General features: G+C 56.7%; 16 protein-coding genes and 1 tRNA gene. 8 read left to right on the forward strand and 9 right to left on the reverse strand.

The window, feature by feature from the left end:
* Window positions 1-29 precede the first annotated feature (29 nt).
* Both H2515_RS08495 and ppk2 read left to right on the forward strand, forming a co-directional pair.
* Window positions 30-1418 (forward strand): dihydrolipoyl dehydrogenase, encoded by a 1389-nt coding sequence (locus tag H2515_RS08495; protein WP_198659837.1) that lies wholly within the window; start codon window positions 30-32, stop codon window positions 1416-1418.
* A gap of 34 nt (window positions 1419-1452) precedes the next feature.
* Window positions 1453-2238, forward strand: coding sequence for a polyphosphate kinase 2 (gene ppk2 / locus H2515_RS08500; RefSeq protein WP_198661442.1), 786 nt, complete (start codon window positions 1453-1455; stop codon window positions 2236-2238).
* 54 nt (window positions 2239-2292) lie between these two features.
* Here the strand turns inward: ppk2 and rnr are convergent, their stop codons facing one another.
* Entirely contained in the window at window positions 2293-4533 is a 2241-nt protein-coding gene (gene rnr, locus H2515_RS08505) for a ribonuclease R (RefSeq protein WP_198659838.1), read from the reverse strand.
* Window positions 4534-4570: 37 nt separating this feature from the next.
* Between rnr and H2515_RS08510 the strand changes: the two genes are divergently transcribed.
* Window positions 4571-4657: transfer RNA gene (locus tag H2515_RS08510), tRNA-Leu, on the forward strand.
* 185 nt (window positions 4658-4842) lie between these two features.
* The gene (locus tag H2515_RS08515) at window positions 4843-4995 is read left to right on the forward strand and encodes a hypothetical protein (RefSeq protein ID WP_198659839.1); all 153 of its coding nucleotides are present in this window, start codon (window positions 4843-4845) and stop codon (window positions 4993-4995) included.
* On the opposite strand, the gene iro is transcribed toward H2515_RS08515, so the two are convergent.
* The 7 genes from iro to hfq form a co-directional block, all read right to left on the reverse strand.
* Window positions 4982-5254 carry an iron oxidase gene (iro, locus tag H2515_RS08520; protein ID WP_035192424.1) on the reverse strand — a complete coding sequence of 91 codons (273 nt, stop codon included), beginning with the start codon at window positions 5252-5254 and terminating at the stop codon, window positions 4982-4984. The genes H2515_RS08515 and iro overlap by 14 nt on opposite strands.
* 103 nt (window positions 5255-5357) lie before the next feature.
* The gene (locus tag H2515_RS08525) at window positions 5358-6647 is read right to left on the reverse strand and encodes an adenylosuccinate synthase (RefSeq protein ID WP_014028833.1); all 1290 of its coding nucleotides are present in this window, start codon (window positions 6645-6647) and stop codon (window positions 5358-5360) included.
* Window positions 6648-6690: 43 nt separating this feature from the next.
* A complete protein-coding gene (locus H2515_RS08530) occupies window positions 6691-7893 on the reverse strand; it encodes an ATP phosphoribosyltransferase regulatory subunit (RefSeq protein ID WP_198659840.1) in 1203 nt (400 codons plus the stop codon).
* Window positions 7890-8762 (reverse strand): protease modulator HflC, encoded by an 873-nt coding sequence (gene hflC, locus H2515_RS08535; RefSeq protein ID WP_198659841.1) that lies wholly within the window; start codon window positions 8760-8762, stop codon window positions 7890-7892. The genes H2515_RS08530 and hflC overlap by 4 nt, the downstream gene beginning before the upstream one ends.
* A complete protein-coding gene (gene hflK / locus H2515_RS08540) occupies window positions 8759-9955 on the reverse strand; it encodes an FtsH protease activity modulator HflK (protein ID WP_198659842.1) in 1197 nt (398 codons plus the stop codon). Before hflK ends, hflC begins: the two co-directional genes overlap by 4 nt.
* A 14-nt stretch (window positions 9956-9969) precedes the next feature.
* Entirely contained in the window at window positions 9970-11244 is a 1275-nt protein-coding gene (hflX, locus tag H2515_RS08545) for a ribosome rescue GTPase HflX (protein ID WP_231551133.1), read from the reverse strand.
* Between the two features lie 47 nt (window positions 11245-11291).
* Window positions 11292-11558, reverse strand: coding sequence for an RNA chaperone Hfq (hfq, locus tag H2515_RS08550; RefSeq protein ID WP_014028828.1), 267 nt, complete (start codon window positions 11556-11558; stop codon window positions 11292-11294).
* A 375-nt stretch (window positions 11559-11933) separates the two neighbouring features.
* Between hfq and ppc the strand changes: the two genes are divergently transcribed.
* Together ppc and H2515_RS08560 are read left to right on the forward strand one after the other, a co-directional pair.
* The gene (gene ppc / locus H2515_RS08555) at window positions 11934-14723 is read left to right on the forward strand and encodes a phosphoenolpyruvate carboxylase (RefSeq protein ID WP_035192435.1); all 2790 of its coding nucleotides are present in this window, start codon (window positions 11934-11936) and stop codon (window positions 14721-14723) included.
* A 12-nt stretch (window positions 14724-14735) separates the two neighbouring features.
* Window positions 14736-15314: a Maf family protein gene (locus tag H2515_RS08560; RefSeq protein ID WP_232821304.1), complete on the forward strand. Its 579-nt coding sequence runs from the start codon at window positions 14736-14738 to the stop codon at window positions 15312-15314.
* Window positions 15315-15380: 66 nt separating this feature from the next.
* Here H2515_RS08560 and H2515_RS08565 read toward each other — a convergent pair whose 3' ends face one another.
* Window positions 15381-16166 carry a tetratricopeptide repeat protein gene (locus H2515_RS08565; RefSeq protein ID WP_198659843.1) on the reverse strand — a complete coding sequence of 262 codons (786 nt, stop codon included), beginning with the start codon at window positions 16164-16166 and terminating at the stop codon, window positions 15381-15383.
* Window positions 16167-16384: 218 nt separating this feature from the next.
* Between H2515_RS08565 and H2515_RS08570 the strand changes: the two genes are divergently transcribed.
* Both H2515_RS08570 and H2515_RS08575 read left to right on the forward strand, forming a co-directional pair.
* The gene (locus tag H2515_RS08570; protein WP_065413525.1) at window positions 16385-17929 is read left to right on the forward strand and encodes an efflux transporter outer membrane subunit; all 1545 of its coding nucleotides are present in this window, start codon (window positions 16385-16387) and stop codon (window positions 17927-17929) included.
* 43 nt (window positions 17930-17972) lie between these two features.
* Entirely contained in the window at window positions 17973-19064 is a 1092-nt protein-coding gene (locus H2515_RS08575) for an efflux RND transporter periplasmic adaptor subunit (protein ID WP_198659844.1), read from the forward strand.
* The last annotated feature ends 4 nt before the right edge of the window (window positions 19065-19068 follow it).

Raw genomic sequence — 19068 nt, forward strand, 5'->3', positions numbered from 1 at the left:
AACTAGACTTGCCCATACGGAGGTGTGCAATGGCCATCCAACACATTGACTTGTTGACCATCGGCGCTGGCGGGGGCGCGTATCCCGCCGCTTTTCGACTGGCTAAAGCGGGACGTTCTGTGGTCATGGTGGACCCCAAAGGGGTGATGAGCGGAAACTGCCTTTATGAGGGTTGCGTACCCTCTAAAGCCATTCGGGAAACTGCCGAAATCTACCAGTCCCAACAGCGCTTTGCCGGGCGCGGTCTGCCAGGCACCATCAATATCGATTTCACGAAAATCACGATACACAAAGATGCCATCCAGGCACGCCGCTATGAACAACACGCCGCCGAACTGGCCGCCGCACGAAATGTTAAACTCATTCAGGGAACTGCGCGACTGCTCAGTCCCCACGAAGTGGCTGTCAGCACGTCTGGCGGCGAGCAACGGTTCCATTGTGCGCAGATTATTATTGCCAGCGGCTCTGATGTATTCATTCCCCCGATTCCCGGAGCCGAACTCTGCCTTACCAGCCATGATCTGTATAAACCGGACCCCACCCTCAAAACCCTCCCGGAGCGGATGATTGTCATCGGTGGCGGTTATATCGGTCTGGAAACCGCCACCTTCTTCGCTGCCTTTGGTACCAGGGTCACCCTACTCCAGAAAGGTGAACAACTCCTCAACGGCATGGATCCGGGTATGGTGGCACTGCTAACGCCGTTGCTGGATCCGGCTATTCGCATCCGCACCGGTGTAGACGTGACGGCAGTGACAGCACCCCCTGAAGGCGGACGGCGCGTACATTACACCCACGCGGAAGACGCCGACACGCTGGATGGCGACGTTGTTCTGATGGCCGTGGGCAGACGCCCCATTATTCCCGTAGGTACCACAGAGATTGGCATTGCCGTGACGAAAAAAGGTATAGATGTGGGGCCGAGTTTGCAAACGGTTCATCCGCATATTTATGCCTGTGGTGATGTCAATGGCCGCGTGCCGTTATTCCACGCCGCCGTGCGGCAGTCGATGGTGGCGGCACACAATATTCTCGGCGGCAATATTCCCCTGGATTATGCTGATTTCAATCACGTCCCTACCACCATCTTTACCCTGCCTGCCGCCGCCTACGTAGGTCTTACTCCGGCCTTGGCAGAAGCGCAGGGTATAAAGCTCCTGACCGGTCGTTACGACTTCGCCGAAGACTCCCGGGCGCAGATCCTGGAACGCATGGACGGTGGCATTCAACTGTTCTTCGCCGCAGACAGCCTGGGTTTACTGGGCGCTTGGGTGCTAGGCATTGATGCTGGCCAGCTTATCGGCCAGATCGGCACCGCCGCTGCCCATGGCCTTACCGCCTACGATCTGGCCCGTTTTGCGGATCAGCACCCCATGAGCGCCGAAGGCATCAGCAAGGCGGCACGCAGCCTGTTTTAAGCGCTGTATGAGCCATCATAAAAGGATCCATCATATGACCAAACATAAAGAACAGAAGAGGTTAGAAAAACAACATTACAAAGCCGAGTTACGCCGGCTCCAGATTGAACTGGTCAAATTACAACGCCACATTATCCGCAAGAATGATAAAATTCTGGTCATTCTGGAGGGCCGTGATGCCGCAGGCAAGGACGGCAGCATCAAACGTATCACCCAGCACCTCAGCCCCCGCGAAACGCGGGTCGTGGCTTTAGGCAAGCCCTCGGACCGCGAAGAAAGCCAGTGGTATTTCCAGCGCTATGTCCATTACCTGCCCGCCGCCGCAGAAATCGTTTTCTTTAACCGGAGTTGGTACAACCGTGCTGGCGTGGAAAAAGTGATGGGTTTTTGCACCGATGCACAATATGAAGAATTCTTTACTGAGGTAACAGATTTTGAGAGCATGCTGGTGCGCTCGGGCATCCATTTCATTAAGATGTATCTCGACATCTCCAAAAGCGAGCAAAAAAATCGCCTGGAGGCGCGCCAAGATGATCCCCTTAAACAGTGGAAAACCAGCCCTATTGATGAGCAGGCCATAACCCATTGGAAGGATTACAGTACCGCACGCAATGCCATGTTCGCACGTACCCATACCAGTTTTACACCGTGGACCATTGTCGATGCAAACGATAAAAAAGTGGCACGCATTCAATTGATCAAAGGGCTGTTAAGTCGCCTGGATTACGCCAATAAAGATACCAACCTGACCTTACCCGACCAGACCATTATCTTCGACTATGATCCGCTGTATCTGGAAAATAACATGATCAAAGCATAACCACGGGGCCCTGGCGCCGCCCGACTACGCGGCGACGCCACCCGTTGCTGCTTATCAGTCTTTCTTGCCGCGTCGGCTTCGTCGGCTCTTTGCGGCGCCACCGCCCTGCCCCTCTGGTAGCACCCGCTCGAAATCCATCTTGCGCTCGTCCAGATTGACGTTCATCACCTTAATTTCGATTTCATCGCCGAGCTGGAAGGTTTCCTTGCTGCGATCGCCAATAATCCGGTAATGCTGTGCATCAAAGTGAAAGTAGTCTTCACCGAGGGTGCTGATATGGATCAGACCCTCCACATAAATTTCCCGCAGTGCCACAAAGAGACCAAAGCCTGTAACACCGGTAATGATGCCCGTATAGGTCTCCCCTACCTTATCCATCATAAATTCGCACTTGAGCCAATTTACCGCTTCACGACTGGCTTCATCGGCGCGACGCTCGGTCATGGAACAATGCTGGCCCAGTTCCTGCAGTGCCTTTTTGGGGAACCACTTGGGCTCCGCACCAGCCGCATCCAGCAAGGCCTGAATACCGCGATGCACCACGAGATCCGGATAGCGGCGAATGGGCGAGGTAAAGTGGGTATAAGCCGGGAAGGCCAGACCGAAATGCATGCCGGTATCCACGGTATAGTACGCCTGTGAAAGACTGCGCAGAATAACGGTCTGAACCAGACTGGAATCACTGCGCTCACGGGTATCTTCGATGATTTTCGCCAGATCGGCACTGCGCGGATGGGCCGGCAAATGCACCGGCACGCCAAGCTCACCCAGGAAACGGCGCAAGTCTTCGAGCTTGTCACTCGTGGGCTCTGGATGGACCCGATAAAGCATGGGCAATTCGTGAATTCTGAAGAATTGCGCGGCACACACATTGGCCGCGAGCATGCATTCTTCGATGATCCGATGCGCGACATTGCGGGTAACCGCCACGATTTTTTCAATGCGCAACTGATCATTGTAGATGATGCGGCTTTCCTGCGAGTCAAATTCAATGGTGCCCCGCCGCTCACGGGCCTTGGCAAAGCTCTCATAGAGGCGGTGCAGGGCCTCCAGGTGCGGGACCATGGCCGCGTCCTGCGCCCTTAATTCCTCGTCCCCCGCCAATAGGGCAGCCACTTCATCATAGGTAAAGCGGCGTTGTGAGCGCATGATGCCCCGGTCAAAACGGAAACGCTGTACTTCGCCCGCAGCATCCATCTCCATCTCACAGAACATGCAGAGGCGGTCCACGTGAGGGTTGAGGGAGCAGAGTCCGTTGGACAGTATCTCGGGCAGCATTGGAATCACCCGCCGCGGGAAATAGACAGAATTGCCGCGGGTCACCGCCTCTTTATCCAGTGCAGAGTCCGGGCACACATAAGTGGCCACGTCAGCGATGGCGACAATCAGGCGAAAACCATTTTCGATTGCCTCGGCGTAGACCGCGTCGTCAAAATCCTTGGCGTCAGCACCATCAATGGTGACCAGCGGCAGGTCACGCAGATCGCGGCGACCTGCCTTCATCGTCTCCGGTACTGTCTCCGAGAAATGCTTGATTTCAGCAAGCACTTCTTCTGACCACTGATGGGGCAAACCATAGTTACGGACGGCGATCTCGACTTCCATACCCGGAGCCATGTGCTCACCGAGAATCTCCACGACGCGTCCTTGGGGCATATTACGGCCATCGGGATATTGGGTAATTTCCAGGGTCACAATCTGGCCATGGACCGGTGTCAGCCCCCCCCCTTCCACCACGGCGAACTCCTGGGGAATACGACGGTCCTCCGGCACCACGTAATGCACGCCGTTATCGGCGTAATAACGGCCTACGATGTGCTTGAGTGCCCGCTCCAAAATGCGCACGACCGCACCTTCGATGCGTCCACGCCGATCCTCTCCTACCGCCCGTCCCAGGATGGTATCACCGTGGAACACCTTGCGCATTTCCCGCGGGGAGAGGAAAAGATCCTTGCCGCCCTCCTCGGGAATCAGGAAACCAAAGCCGTCGGGATGGGCGCTCACTGTGCCGCGCACCAGTTCCATGGCCTCTACGATGCCGTAGGCACCACGTCGGTTACGCACCAGCTGACCATCCCGTTCCATAGCCCGCAGACGACGCCTTAAGGCTTCCTGGTCATCTTCGGCGACTTCCAGTTCAGCGATAATGTCTTCCAAGGTGAGTGGCCGACCTGCACCCTCCAGATAGCTGAGAATGTACTCCCGACTGACGATCGGCCGTTCATATTTTTCTTTTTCCCGCTCGAACATAGGATCACGCTCATTAAGCGATGCAGGTTCTTGTGTTTCCGGCATTGACAAATGCTCCTCAATAAATGATTATTCCGTCCACGCCGAGGTGGCGGAATTGGTAGACGCGCTAGGTTCAGGTCCTAGTGAGCGAAAGCTTGTGCTGGTTCGAATCCAGTCCCCGGTACCACATCAGAGTATCCCAGTAGCCCAAAAGGGCTACTAAAATAAACCAAAACAAACCTTTATTCGGGGTTTCATGGAGATCATGAAACCCCGGTTATTTCTTTGCAACCCACGTTTCAGCGCAGCACTGCCCCGCCTGTGCCCCAGGCCATATTCCAAGATAGCACAGCGATCACTGGATATTGGACCATGGAGTCCCAGCAACCGGTGCCCCGTCCGGGACAGGTCCTCCCCAGCAAAACCTTTGCCGATCTGCTCAATCGTTACCTTCAATCCGATCTTCCTTCCGGATGCAGCGCAGTGGCCGTGGAGAAGATGGGGCGCTATCTCATGCTGACTTAGGAGCAAAGGCTATACACCAGCCATTGGGGCTGATGTTACCCGCCACTACCTTACAACTATGTGGGGCAATAAACTGTGCACAGATTGAACACTGAGCCTTGCCTTTAGGTGTATCCTGATATTGCATTGCTGCCTTTGGCATGGTTCCGGCGTCTGCCACACCGGCTCCCATCACCGTCGTCGTAGCCACCGCTCCGACAACAACCGCAATGTTTTTCAGCGCATCGCGACGGGTAATCATCTTGTCTTTTTCACTCATGGCCTTCTCCTGAGGATGTGCAACCAAGCTTGGCATTGTACCGCTTCTCATCGCTATAGCCAGCGATGAAACCCGCCGAGACTTGCCCGGCCCGATTCGCCGGTCAGAGGATCTCCGTACGTAAAATAGTGTCATCCCGATCCGGCCCCGTGGAGATAATCGCCAAGGGCCGTTCGGCGCGCTCTGCAATGGCCTCCAGATAGCAACGCGCCGCCTGGGGAAGATCGTCCCAGTGCCGCACCCCTGCCGTCGACTCAGACCAACCCGGGAAGCTTTCGTAGATGGGTTCACAGGCCGCCAAGGCCTCCGCCCCACCGGGCAGTTCCTCCTGAACCACCCCGTTTACCCGGTAGCCGACAGCAACGCGAATCTCCGCGAGGCCATCCAGTACATCCAGCTTAGTGATGCATAGGCCCGTCACCCCATTTACCCGGCAGGCGGCCCGCAAAGCCACCGCATCAAACCAACCGCAACGCCGCGCTCGTCCGGTGGTTGCACCCACCTCCGCACCACGCTCAGCGAGGAAGACCCCCGTCTCATCAAAGAGCTCCGTAGGGAATGGTCCGGCCCCGACACGCGTGGTGTAGGCCTTGGTAATACCCAGTACATAGCCCAGGTCCGCTGGCCCTACCCCGCTTCCGGCGGAAGCGCTACCCGCCACCGTATTAGAGGACGTCACAAAGGGGTACGTGCCGTGATCCACATCCAGCAGGGTACCCTGGGCACCCTCGAAGAGAATCCGCGCCCCTTCCGCCTGCAAACGCGCCAGTCGCACCGAAACATCTACCACCATGGGTGCCAGGCGCTCCGCAAGCCCCAGATACTGCTCCAGAATGGCGTGGAAGTTTTCCGGTTCCTGCTTAAAATAATGTTGGAGCACAAAGTTATGGTAATCCAGCGCCTCGCCAAGCTTGGCGGCAAAACGCTCACGGTGGAACAAGTCGGCAACACGCAAAGCGCGCCGCGCTACCTTATCCTCATAAGCGGGCCCGATGCCCCGACCGGTGGTGCCGATTTTTGCCGCACCCATCGCCTGCTCCCGCGCCCGGTCGAGACTCTTGTGGTAGGGCAGAATCAACGGGCAGGCGTCGGAAATGAACAAGCGCTCATGGGCATCGGGCACCACTGGCTGCAACTCATCCAGCTCGGAAAACAGGGCCAGCGGATCCAGCACCACACCGTTACCAATAAAGCAGGACACGCCAGCACGAAGAATACCCGAGGGAATCAGATGCAGAACCGTTTTCCGTGCGCCAATCACCAATGTATGGCCAGCATTATGTCCGCCCTGAAAGCGTACCACCGCCTGGCAGCGTTCTGTCAGCCAGTCGACAATTTTACCCTTACCCTCATCGCCCCACTGGGTACCGATGATCACCACATTTTGATTCATAGCCACGAACGACTCCGCAAATGGGTCATTGGAAAATTAAAATTCACGAATCAAGCTGCCGCATCTTCCAGCCCGCCTGCTCTCTGAGCAGAGCAGCATCAAAGCCCCGTGCCCGCAACGTCTGCTGGTCAGGCACTTCCTGATTCACCAAGTCCTGTAAAACAGCATAACCAGCCCGACGGTGTTCCTGTATCGACCGCCACAAAAGATCATCAGTACCAGCTGGAGCCCAAATCTGCCGCGCTCTCTCCGCTGCCGGGAATTCACGCAGCAGCGGCTTGAGATCTAAACTGAAGCCCGTCGCCGCCCGTCGTCGGCCAAACGCGACACCAATATCATCATAGCGACCGCCACTGGCCAGCGCCTCACCACGCTGCGGACCAAACAGCGAAAACAGCAAGCCGGTATGATACCGATGCCCGTGGATCTCCGAGAAGTCACATTGAATCGCGAGATCAGGATAACGCACACGCAAGGCCCCCCAGACAAAATGCAGATCATCCAGGGCTGTGCAAACAGCCGGGTGATGCCCGAGACGCTGGCGGGCCTGCTCCAAAACGTCGAATTCACCCTGTAAGCGCGACAGGACATCAAAATCTGCGCTGAGCTCCGTACCGCAATGGTGCTCCCGCAACCATGCCCGCACATCCGGCCAAGCCTTGCGCTCGACATGCTGCAACAAGTCCGCACGTAGCGCACCTTCCAGACCTGCCGCGTCCGCCAGCGCTTGGGAAATACCCACATGCCCGATATCCAGCAACAGATTCGGTACTGCACAGTGGATGAGGCTCTCCACCATCAGAGAAAGGACCTCCAGATCCCCCGCCGGCCCATCCACCCCGAAGAGCTCGGCACCCATCTGAAACGGGGCACGGCTCCCACCGAGCAAATCGGGCCGGGCGCGCAGCACTGTGCCCGCATACGCCAGACGTCGAAGCTCCGTCGCAGAGGAGGTCTGGGCGTCTATACGGGCCATCTGCGGCGTCATATCCGAACGCAGACCCACCAGCCGACCACTGTCCTGATCCAACAGTTTCCAGGTCTGCAAGTCGAGATCTGCGGCACTTCCGGTCAGTAAACTCTCCAGATGCTCCACCAGGGGTGGAATAACCTGGCGATAGCCCCACTGTGCGTAGAGATCAAGCAAAGTTCGGCGACAGTGCTCCAGTGCCTCCGTACGGGCAGGGAGAACGTCTTCAAAACCACTCGGCAGCAACCAGGCTGGGTGAGATTCAGGACGCGTCATTTGCCTGTCGGCTCCAGCGAATGGCGAAAATATTTAAAAAATGGCGAATCCGGGCTCAGCACGAGAATATCCTTGTCCCCCAGACTGTGACGATATGTTTCCAGGCTGCGATAAAAAGAGAAGAATGCCGGATCTTTACCATATGCCGCACCGTAGATAGAAGCCGCTTCAGCATCCCCCTGCCCCTTTAACTCTTCCTGTTGCCGATAGGCATCCGCTATAATCTGGGTCTTTTCCTTGTCCGCGTTGGCGTGAATTTCGGCGGCATCTGCGGCCCCCCGCGAGCGGTAGGCATTGGCCTCCTGCGTACGCTCAGCCTCCATCCGTTTGTAGACGGCCTGCAGCACCGCCGGGGGCAAACCCACCTGCATAACGCGCACATCGACCAGATGCACGCCAAGGGATTGAAGGCGCTGATTGGCCGCCACCAGCACCGGCTCCATCATCTTCTTAGGGTTACCCTGTATCACCGACGCCAAGGTCATTGTAGCGATCTCACCCCGCAAAGAAGAGCGCACAATGTCACCGATCCGGCTCTGTGCGCTCGCATCATTATGCAGGCGGGTGTAAAAGACCAGTGGATTGACTATTTGCCATTCGGCAAAAAAGTCGATGAGCACCGGCTTTTTTTCGACCGTCAAAAATGATTCTGGCTGCGTACTGTAGCTTGATAAACGGTTATCGATGAACTCCACATTTTGCACCAGAGGCCATTTCATATGGAGCCCAGGAGTTTCCGCCACCCGTACCACTTTACCAAACTGCAATACCACCGCGGTCTGGGTCATGCGCACCGAGTAAAAACTCGCGGAGGCCAGTAACAACAAGGCGAGCACCACAGCAAGCAAACTCCAGGCCCAGTTCTTCATGAGCCGGCTCCCGAGATTGGGATCTGCAAAGGCGCCGGACTGCTCGTTAGTGCTACCGGCGAAGGTATGGATACGGCTGGCGCCGTGGCTGCTACAGAGTTCGTCGGACTCTTGACCGCCATGCTGGGAGTTCTGGCGGGCATGTGGAGATAAATCACGGGCTGCCCCTTGCTCTCAATAATCACTTTCTGGGTATGACTCAAAATATCCTGCATGGTGTGTAAGTACATCCGCTCACTCACCACCTTTGGATTTTTCTGATAGGCCTGGAGGATGTCCGTGAAACGTGCGCTATCCCCCTTGGCACGATCCACTACCTGCTGCTTATAGCCCTCGGCATTCGTCACCATGGCGCCGGCTTCTCCCTGGGCCTTGGGAATCACCGAACTCGCATAAGCTTGCGCCTCGTTACGCACCCGCTCCATATCCTCACGTGCGGTCGTCACCTCCGTAAACGCTGCCTGGACCGCCTTGGGGGGGGCCACCTGCAGCAATTGAACAGAGTTAATGGTAACCCCTGCATGGTAGCGATTCAGCAGGTTTTGGGTGATCTGCTGGGCCTGCTGTTCAATCGCGCCTCTACTGGAGGTCAGCAAATCATCAATATTGCTACGCCCCACCAGCTCGCGCATGGCGGACTCCGCACCATATGAAATCAATTGATCCGGATTCGTGGTGGCAAACAGATAATGACTGGCATTGGTAATTCGATATTGCACGGCAAAACGGACATCGACCACGTTTCCATCTGCAGTCAGCATCATGCCGGGATTCAGTGAATCGGCGGCACCACCATAGCCCAAAACCAGACGATGGCTCTGCGCTACTTTGGGCAGATACACACGCTCAAAAGGGAAAGGGAGCCGATAGTGTAAACCGGGCTGGCTGATGCCAACCTCTTTGCCAAAACGTAGTACCACACCCTCTTCATCGGGTCCCACGACGTAAATGCCCGAGGCGATCCAGAACAGGATCAGCACCGAAAGCGCCAAAAAAGGTAGTAATTGCAGCCACTTGTGATTCATCTTCGAGCCACCGCCACGGCCACCACCGGAGCCAAAAATACCACCCAGTTTTTTCAGCTCCTGGGTGATTTTCTGGATATCAAAAACCGGCTTTTGCGCATTGGGACGACGTCCCCAAGGGTTATTATCGTTTTTGTTTCCGTTTCCGCCCGGATCACTCCACGGCATACCACTCTCCTTCCTCAGCCATCGGCCGGTATTGTAGGGGGCGCATCCATCGCCTGACAACCGCTACTGCGCATTTGCGCACGCATGCGCCGCCAGGTGAGATCATCAATATCAAAAATCAGATGTGCCATACCCTGATCATCAAAGCTTTCCTCAACAATACTGGCCACGCGGTGTAAGCGGGCACGCAGGGCACCCTCTTCAGGCGTCAACGTCAGTTCTGCACGTAGCATGGATCGTCCTACACGCTGCGTCATCGCCTGCAGCAACTCGGGTATACCGGTACCAGAGCGAGCGCTGACCCGCACCGCCATCAGCTTGCCAGAGCCTTCATATACATTTCCAGGTGCGTCTCCTGTCAAATCTACCTTGTTGAGCACCAACAGGCGGGGGATCTCATCGGCGCCGATTTCTGTCAAAACCGCATCTACCGCAGCAATCTGGGCATCACGGTCGGGAGCGCTCCCGTCGACCACATGGAGGAGTAACTGCGCTTGGTTCACCTCTTCCAAAGTCGCACGAAAGGCGGCGATCAAATCCGTCGGCAAATCACGCAGAAAACCGACGGTATCCGCCAGGAGAATGGCTTCGTGCCCCACCACTTGCAAACGCCGTATGGCAGGATCGAGGGTCGCAAACAAACGATCAGCGGCGTAACTGGAACTTTCCGTGAGGGTATTAAAGAGGGAAGACTTACCGGCATTCGTATAGCCGACCAAGGCGACCGTTGGTAGTGGTGCCCGCTGCCGCGCCCGCCGCTGGGTTGCCCGATGCGCCGCCACTTTGACCAGACGTCCGCGCAGGGAGCGAATACGCTCGCCGATGAGACGGCGATCTGTTTCCAACTGAGTTTCACCCGGCCCCCGCAATCCGATGCCGCCGCGCTGGCGTTCCAGATGGGTCCAACCGCGGATGAGGCGTGTCCGCAAGCGTGTCAACTGCGCCAGCTCCACTTGCAATTTGCCTTCATGGGTATGCGCTCGTCGCGCGAAAATATCGAGGATAAGGCCCACTCGGTCGACGACCCGGCACTGGAGGGCGCGCTCCAGATTGCGCTCCTGCACCGGGCTCAGGACCCGATCGAAGAGCACGAGATCTACAGACAAGTCGGAAACCTGCCCCGCCAGTTCGGTTACCTTACCACGCCCCAGAAAAGTCGCCGGATCGGGACGATCGCGCTGCACGGAAAGGAATGCCAATACCTCCGCGCCACTATCTGTGGCCAGATGAGAAAATTCTGCCCCATCGTCGGGATCAGTCTCACCATGCAATACCACATGGACAAGCAAAATCCTCTCCCGGGGCGCGGCTACAGCAACTGCGGTATTCGCCAGAATCAGGCCTCTTCTTCCGTACTGCTCTCGCCTTCACCTTCTGGCAAGGGCAAACGCACATCGCGACCGGGAACCACCGTAGAAATGGCGTGTTTGTAAATCATCTGACTCACATTGTTGCGCAGCAATACAACGAACTGGTCAAAAGACTCCACAAAGCCTTGCAGCTTGATACCATTCACCAGATAGACGGCGACAGGAACGTGCTCTTTACGCAACAGGTTGAGAAAAGGATCCTGAAGGACCTGTCCTTTTTGTTGTCCGGCCATTTTTTATCTCCTTGAACTGTAGCTTCATGGCACTTCTAGGGTAGTGAAAAAGCCTGTGGGACTCCTTGCACTGCAAGGCAGTTAGACTAACTCAAAAACAAAGCGAATGCCATGCTTGCGCAGCCGCGATGTAGCACATCTGCTCGGGGCGTAGCGGCAATCCGCTTTTGTTATGAATTGACCTGTCGCACGCTTCCCATTACGTTAGATGCAAAGCCAGTCGGCAAAAGTCCCGGTCGCGCCATTCCGCTGCCTCAGTCTGCAGCAGAAGACCGCGACCGGGACTTTTCCCAGACAGCCCCCAGGCACCCCTGGTTTCAGTGGACGACCCGGTGGTCATCGCCCCTGATGTGGCAACAAATAGGAGACGGAACCTTGGAAAAAACGACCATCAATGACAAAGCGCTCCGCGCTCGCGTTAAACTGCTCGGCAATTTGCTGGGCGAAGTCCTGCGCGAGCAGGCCGGAGCCCGGGTATTCAATGCCGTAGAACAGCTTCGCCAGGGATATATCCGGTTGCACAAAAAAGAGGACCGCCGCCTGCGTGATCGTCTCGCGCGCTTCATTGATGCGCTGCCCCAAGATGATCTCGTGCTGGTGATACGCGCATTCAATACCTACTTTAGCTTAGTCAACATTGCGGAAGAAGAGTTCCAGCATCTGCATCGCCGCCGCTTGCTCCAAAAGAAGGATGGGCTGTGGGTCGGTTCTTTCGAGGAAACCTTCCGCGAACTGCAAAATCAGGGCATCAACTCCGGGCAAATACAATTTCTCTTGGATCAGACGTGCTACCTGCCGGTATTCACGGCACATCCCACCGAATCCAAGCGGCGGACGGTACTTCATGGTTTACGTCGCATCTTTGTGGCCAGCAAAATGCTCGACGATCCATCTCTCAATGATGAAGAAGAACAAGATGTTCTCGACAATTTAAAGGCGCAAATCCAGATTCTCTGGGAAACCGAAGAAGTGCGTGCCAACCGACCACAGGTACAGGATGAGGTCGAAAATGGCCTTTTCTACTTCCGCGACAGTCTCTTTGAAGCGGTACCGCGCACCTATCAGGCGGCGCGGCGTGCAGCGCGACGGGTCTTTGGCAATGACGATATCGATATCCCGGCTTTCATCCGCTTCGGCTCCTGGATCGGTGGTGACCGCGATGGCAATCCCAATGTGACGGCGGCCATTACCGGTTGGGCCTTACGTACCCAGAGCATCGAAGTGTTGCGTGAATATCAGCGACGCTTAAACGATCTCTACCAGCTGCTCGGGCATTCCAGCCGTTTCTGCGCCATTTCTCCCATCCTGCTGGCCTCCCTGGAACGTGATGCCGATGACTTCCCGGAACTCGCCGAATGGGTGGATCAACGTTTTCCCAGCGAGCCTTATCGGCGCAAACTGCGCTATATGATGACGCGCCTTGATCTGCGACTCCGGCAACTGGAAAACGGTCAGGTCCTCAACGAGTCCTCTGGTCCAGCTTATGCGGCCGCGGAAGATTTCCTCGACGATCTGCTGCTGGTGCGTGACTCCTTGCGGGGCCACAACGATGACTACATCGCCGATCACGAGGTGCAGGACATTATCTGGCTGGTTCAGACCTTCGGCTTTCATCTGGCCAATCTGGATATTCGTCAGGAATCCACCATACATTCCCGTACCATCGCTGAGCTTTTCGCAGATGTGCCCAGCTTCGTCAATTACCTGGAACTGCCGGAAGAGACCCGCCTGCTGGTGCTCTCGGAAGCACTGCGCCGACCCGGTCCGCTGGTAGAAAAGCAGCCCGATCTGTCGCCAATGGCGACCGAGACCTGCGCCATGTTCCGCTGCATCGCCCAGTTGCGTCGTGAAGTGAGTGCATCCGGTTTCGGCAATTATGTGATCTCCATGACACACGAGGCCAGCCACATCATGGAAGTGCTGGTACTCGCCAAAGAGTTCGGCCTGGCCGGCTGGTCACGGCAAGGGCTCTACAGTGAGATTGCCGTCACGCCACTCTTTGAGACCATTCACGATCTCGAACGCATGGACACGGTGATGTCCACCTTACTGGACAACCCGGTTTATACTGAAATTCTCCGCAGTCAGGACGATACTCAGGAAGTCATGCTGGGCTATTCCGACTCCTGCAAGGATGGTGGCATCCTCTCTTCCAGTTGGACCCTGTATCAGGCGCAAATGCGGCTGGCTGCCCTGGCGGACAAACGCCGGATTCAGGTGCGCGTCTTCCACGGCCGCGGCGGCAGCGTGGGGCGTGGCGGCGGCCCCACCTACGAAGCCATTCTGGCCCAGCCGCCGGATACCGTACGCGGACAAATCAAAATCACCGAACAGGGAGAGGTGCTCTCCTTCAAATATGCCAATCTGGAAACGGCGCTTTATGAACTGACCGTGGGCACGGCTGGTCTCATCAAGGCGAGTATTGGTCTGGTCCGGTCCGTACCTAGTGATAACCCGGACCACCTGCGGATTATGGCGGAGCTAACCCGCACCGGGGAGGCGGTTTACCGTGATCTGACTGAAAACACGCCGGGCTTTATGGATTATTTCTACGAGGCCACCCCGCTTAACGAAATTGCCCACATGAACATCGGGTCGCGTCCCTCCCATCGCCAGCGGGGGGACCGTTCCATGTCTTCTATCCGGGCTATCCCATGGATTTTCGCCTGGGCCCAATCGCGGCATATTCTGCCAGCCTGGTATGGACTGGGTTCGGCACTCGCCCAGTGGCGGGAGGACAAGCCGGAGCGCTTGCAGGCTTTACAGGATATGTACCAACAGTGGCCATTCTTTCGGGCACTCATGAGCAATATCATCATGGCCATGGCCAAAACGGATATGGCTATCGCTGGCGAATATGCCGGTTTACCCAGAGATCAGGAGGTTGCTGCCGGAATATATCAGAAAATTCGTGCCGAATTCGAGCGCAGCTTGGCCGAGGTGCTCGCCATGACCGGATCAACGCAACTACTCGCCGACAATCCGGCCTTGGCATTTTCCCTGCAACGACGCAATGTCTACATGGAGCCACTCAACCATATTCAGCTCGCCTTGCTGCGTCGTTATCGCAACGATGACGCAGCGCCCGAGTTCCGCGAGATATGGCTGGACCCCCTATTGCGCACCATCAATGCTATTTCTGCCGGACAGCGCAACACCGGGTAAGGAGGAAGGTGTGTGTCTCTGCCAGAATTAATCCTCGCGTCCACCAGTCCTTACCGCCAGGAATTGTTGCAACGTTTACAAATTCCGTTCCGCGTGGAGGCTTCAACGGTCGATGAAACCCCGTTACCGGACGAGGCGCCAGAGGCCCTCGTCTGTCGGCTGGCAGAAGCCAAGGCGCAGGCCGTGGCACGCCGCAATCCCCAGGCAGTGGTCATCGGCGCCGACCAGATGGCGGTCTGCGGTACCCGCATTCTCGGCAAACCGGGGAATGCCGAACGGGCCGTGGAACAACTGGGCTGGATGCAGGGTCAGGCCGTCGAATTTCTCAACGGCATTGCCATTGTCGCCGCATCCGGCACAGAAATATTCCTGGTGCCCTATCGGATCGTCCTACGCGCTCTAACGAGCATGGAGATTGAGCGCTATGTGGCGCGAGACCAGCCACTGGATTGCGCCGGAAGTTTCCGCTCCGAGGGGCTGGGCATCAGTCTGGTGAAGTGCATGGAAGGAGAAGACCCGCACGCATTGCTGGGCTTGCCGCTGATTGCCCTCTGCCGGGTGTTGCGCAAACTCGGTTACCCGCTACCATAACCCCCTGAAAGGGTATTAAAAAGGGGCATCGCAGTGATGCCCCTCCGATTGCGCAAAGCAACGGGATTAGCCCCAGCTGTCGCCGCCGTCATCCAGTCCGAAGTCGTCATTGGACGCCAACTGGTCATTGCCCCAGGAGTCGTCTGTCAAACCCAGATCATTGTTGCTGCTATCACTGGCGGCATTACCCGATTCATTGCCATGCCCAAACAGACTTCCGGCCAGTGCCTGGCCGGCTGCCAGTCCGGCGCCCACACCAACACCAGTGGCAATCCCGGAGGCCAGACTGGACCCCAGCCCACCCCCCTGCTGCGGCATGCCGCCCATGGCTCCGCCGGGATTCATGGGACCATAACCGTTCATGCCCCCGAAAGGCCCGGAAGGCTGCCCACGGTACATCATGCTCGCCTGCTGGCGGTGGCGGCGCAAGAACATGGATATCAGCGCAATGAACGCGACGAGACCCAGGAAAAACGCCAGCACTGTACCCCAGTGACTTTCTTTGCTGATTTTACCGACCGGTTTATTCACATGACTCTGCAATGATTTCTTAAAAGAGGTCAGCACCTGCGGTTTCACAAAGGGCATACCGGGTGCAAGTTGCTCGGATTTCTGCAAGGCCGCTGCCGCCCCGGCCCAGCTACCCTGACGCGCCAAAATACGCGCTTCCAGATACTGCGCTTCTGCAGATTGCGGATGCGCAACCAATACTTTCTGCATCATGCTCTGCGCCTGGTCCAAACGACCCGCCTGCACAGCCTGCGTGACTTGCGCTACACTCGGCTCAGCCCACGCTGCCGGTGCGACCAGCATCAAAGCAACGGCAATGAGTCCAAAAATTTTTAATTGCATACGCTCCTCCAACTAAAATGTTGTGACTTGAATATGCGGTGAAACTCTGCCTAAATCAAGAGCCTCACGCGCGCGGGCTCAGTAGGCATTTTCGACCGCGTTGCCCAGCGACGGGTTCCCTGCATTTACTACGAAAAAAGTGCCGGGCGTATTTGACAGCAGGTGGAATTATCGCCATTATACTGACCGGTCGGTATAGGCTCGTGAGAGGTGTTGTTGTGCAAAAAGCATTGCCAAGACCCATTGCCGCGGCGCTGGCGACCGTGCTGGCAGGGAGTCTGGCGGCCTGTAGCTTCGAGCCGCCCCTGCGTGTTCCCCAGGCGCCACTGGATAAAACACCCTATACCGCTGCTGCGCGCATCAAACAAACGGTAGTACCCGGTGGCCCTGCTGGCCAGGCTCAGGAGATGGAATATGGCAAAGAACTCCACGAAGAATGGTGGAAGCTCTTTCACGCCAAAGCACTGGACGAACTGATCACCGCAGGGCTGAAAAACAGCCCGACCATCGCCCAGGCACAGGCGCAACTGCGCGAAGCGCAAGCCACCGCGAAAGTGAATAACAGCATTTTTTACCCGCAGATCACCGGCAATCTCCAGGCGAATCGTAGCAAGGCCAGCGCCGCAGCCTTTGGCAGGAGTGGCGGCTTTTACTACTCCCTGATCACCGGCAGCGTCGGCGTCACCTACTACCCGGATATTTTCGGCGTTAACCGCCTGGTCTATCGCAATAGTGAAGCCTTGGTGAAGTATCAACAGTGGGAACTGGAAGCGGCACGACTGACTCTGACCGGCAACATTGTCACCACCGCCATCAATGAGGCGGCGACGGCAGGTCAGGTTCGCGCCACCACGGCCATCATTGCTCAGGAAAAAAAGCTTCTGCAACTGACCGAGAACCAGTATCGCGCGGGAGCCATCGACTATGTCAACGTGGTGAATCAGCGCAGTCAGCTAGCCACCGAAATGGCGACTCTGCCGCCACTGGAGCAGCAACTTGCCGTCTATCGTCATGAGCTCGCCATTTTGGTGGGAAACTTTCCTGCGAACGCCAGCCGTCAAACCTTTACCCTCGAAGAGCTGCAACTGCCGGAGAAACTGCCGGTAAGCCTCCCCTCGCAGTTGTTGAAGCAGCGTCCGGATATCCGCGCTGCACTCGCGCAGATGCGAGCGGCGAATGCGATGATCGGAGAGGCGCGTGCGCAGTTTTATCCTACCGTCCAACTCAGCGCCGCGTTCGGCGCCACAGCGACGCACCCGGGGCTGTTTTTCAACCCGGTGAGCAGCATCTGGAGCCTGGTGGGCGCCCTGTCGCAACCGATCTTTGAGGGCGGCAAATTGGAGGCGCAGAAAGCCGAAGCACACGCCGCTTATGACGTGGTGTATGCCGCTTACAGAAGTACGGTGCTCAGTGCCTTTGCTCAGGTAGCGAATGCCTTGCGCGCGGTGGAGCATGATGCACAGACGCTCGCGGCGCAGCGAGAGGCGTTCCAGGCAGCCGCGCAGGCGTTGCAGCTGGCCCAGGCGAGTTATCGGGCGGGGGCCTCTGATTATCTCACCCTGCTGACCTCCGAAGTACAGTATGACCATGCCCGGATTGCTGAAATCAAGGCTGAGTCGCAGCGCTATCAGGATACCGCGGCGCTGCTCGTCGCTCTGGGTGGTGGCTGGTGGAACAAAACGGGGCCCCGAGCCCCCGCCAGCGCCCCACAAAATTCCCATTCAGATGCCGGTACATTACCGGCAGCGCAGGCTAACCCATGAGCAATCATGCATTCAGCACAGCCATCCGCCGTGGAGACTGGTCATGAAAAAAGCATTTATTATTGTAATTATCGTCCTGCTCATTGTTTTTGGAGGTATTTTTGGCTTCAAGATCTTCGTTAACGAGAAGATTTCCGCGGCCATGGCGCACATGCCCAAACCCGTCATGACCGTCAGCGCTACCGCGGCCAAAACAGAACTTTGGCATCCTCGCCTGCAGGCCATAGCTTCTCTGGCGGCCGTGCAAGGGGTGGAGATCACCCCGCAGATAGCTGGCAATGTGACCGCCATTCACTTCCATTCTGGTCATTATGTCCAGGCAGGCGCGGTGTTGGTGCAAATTGACGACAGCAACCAGCGGGCACAACTGGCGAGCGATGAAGCACAACTTCGTCTGGCACAGATCAATCTACACCGCACCCACGAACTGATTGCCACCAAAGCCGCCAGTCAATCACAACTGGATTCCGCTGTGGCTACCTATCAAAGCAGCGCGGCTACGCTTAAAAACATTCGTGCAACGCTGAACAAGTTGGCCATCCGCGCGCCCTTCAGCGGTTATCTGGGCATCCGCCAGGTGAATATTGGGCAATATCTCACACCCGGCACCAAGATCGTCGACCTGCAATCCTGGGATCCGCTCCATGCGAATTTCACTTTACCGCAAAGTGAGCTACAGGACATTCATGTGGGCACGCTGGTGCAAGTCGAGACTAATGCACGCCCGGGTCAGATTTTCGCCGGAAAAGTGACCGCATTGGGGGCTTCGGTGAACAGCGCGACACGGCAAATTGAGGTGCAGGCCACCATTGCCAATCCGCAAAGTGTATTGCGCCCCGGACTTTTTGGCGAGCTCACGGTAATCCGCAATATCGAAGAAAAGGTGTTGACGGTGCCCGTCTCCGCTCTTTCTTATAACACCTTCGGCGACTATGTCTATGTGATTAAAAAGGCGACGCAGGATGGCAAGACCGTGGAAGTCGCCCATCAACAAGTCATCAAGCCCGGCAAGGAGCGTAATGGACAGGTGAGTATCGTCTCGGGCCTTAAAGCCGGTGATATGGTCATCACTGCAGGGCAGGTAAAACTGGTGGATGGCAGTCTCGTCAAGATCAGCACCGAGAAAGATGCATGAGGCG

Source organism: Acidithiobacillus ferrivorans (assembly GCF_016250455.1).
Lineage (GTDB): Bacteria > Pseudomonadota > Gammaproteobacteria > Acidithiobacillales > Acidithiobacillaceae > Acidithiobacillus > Acidithiobacillus ferrivorans.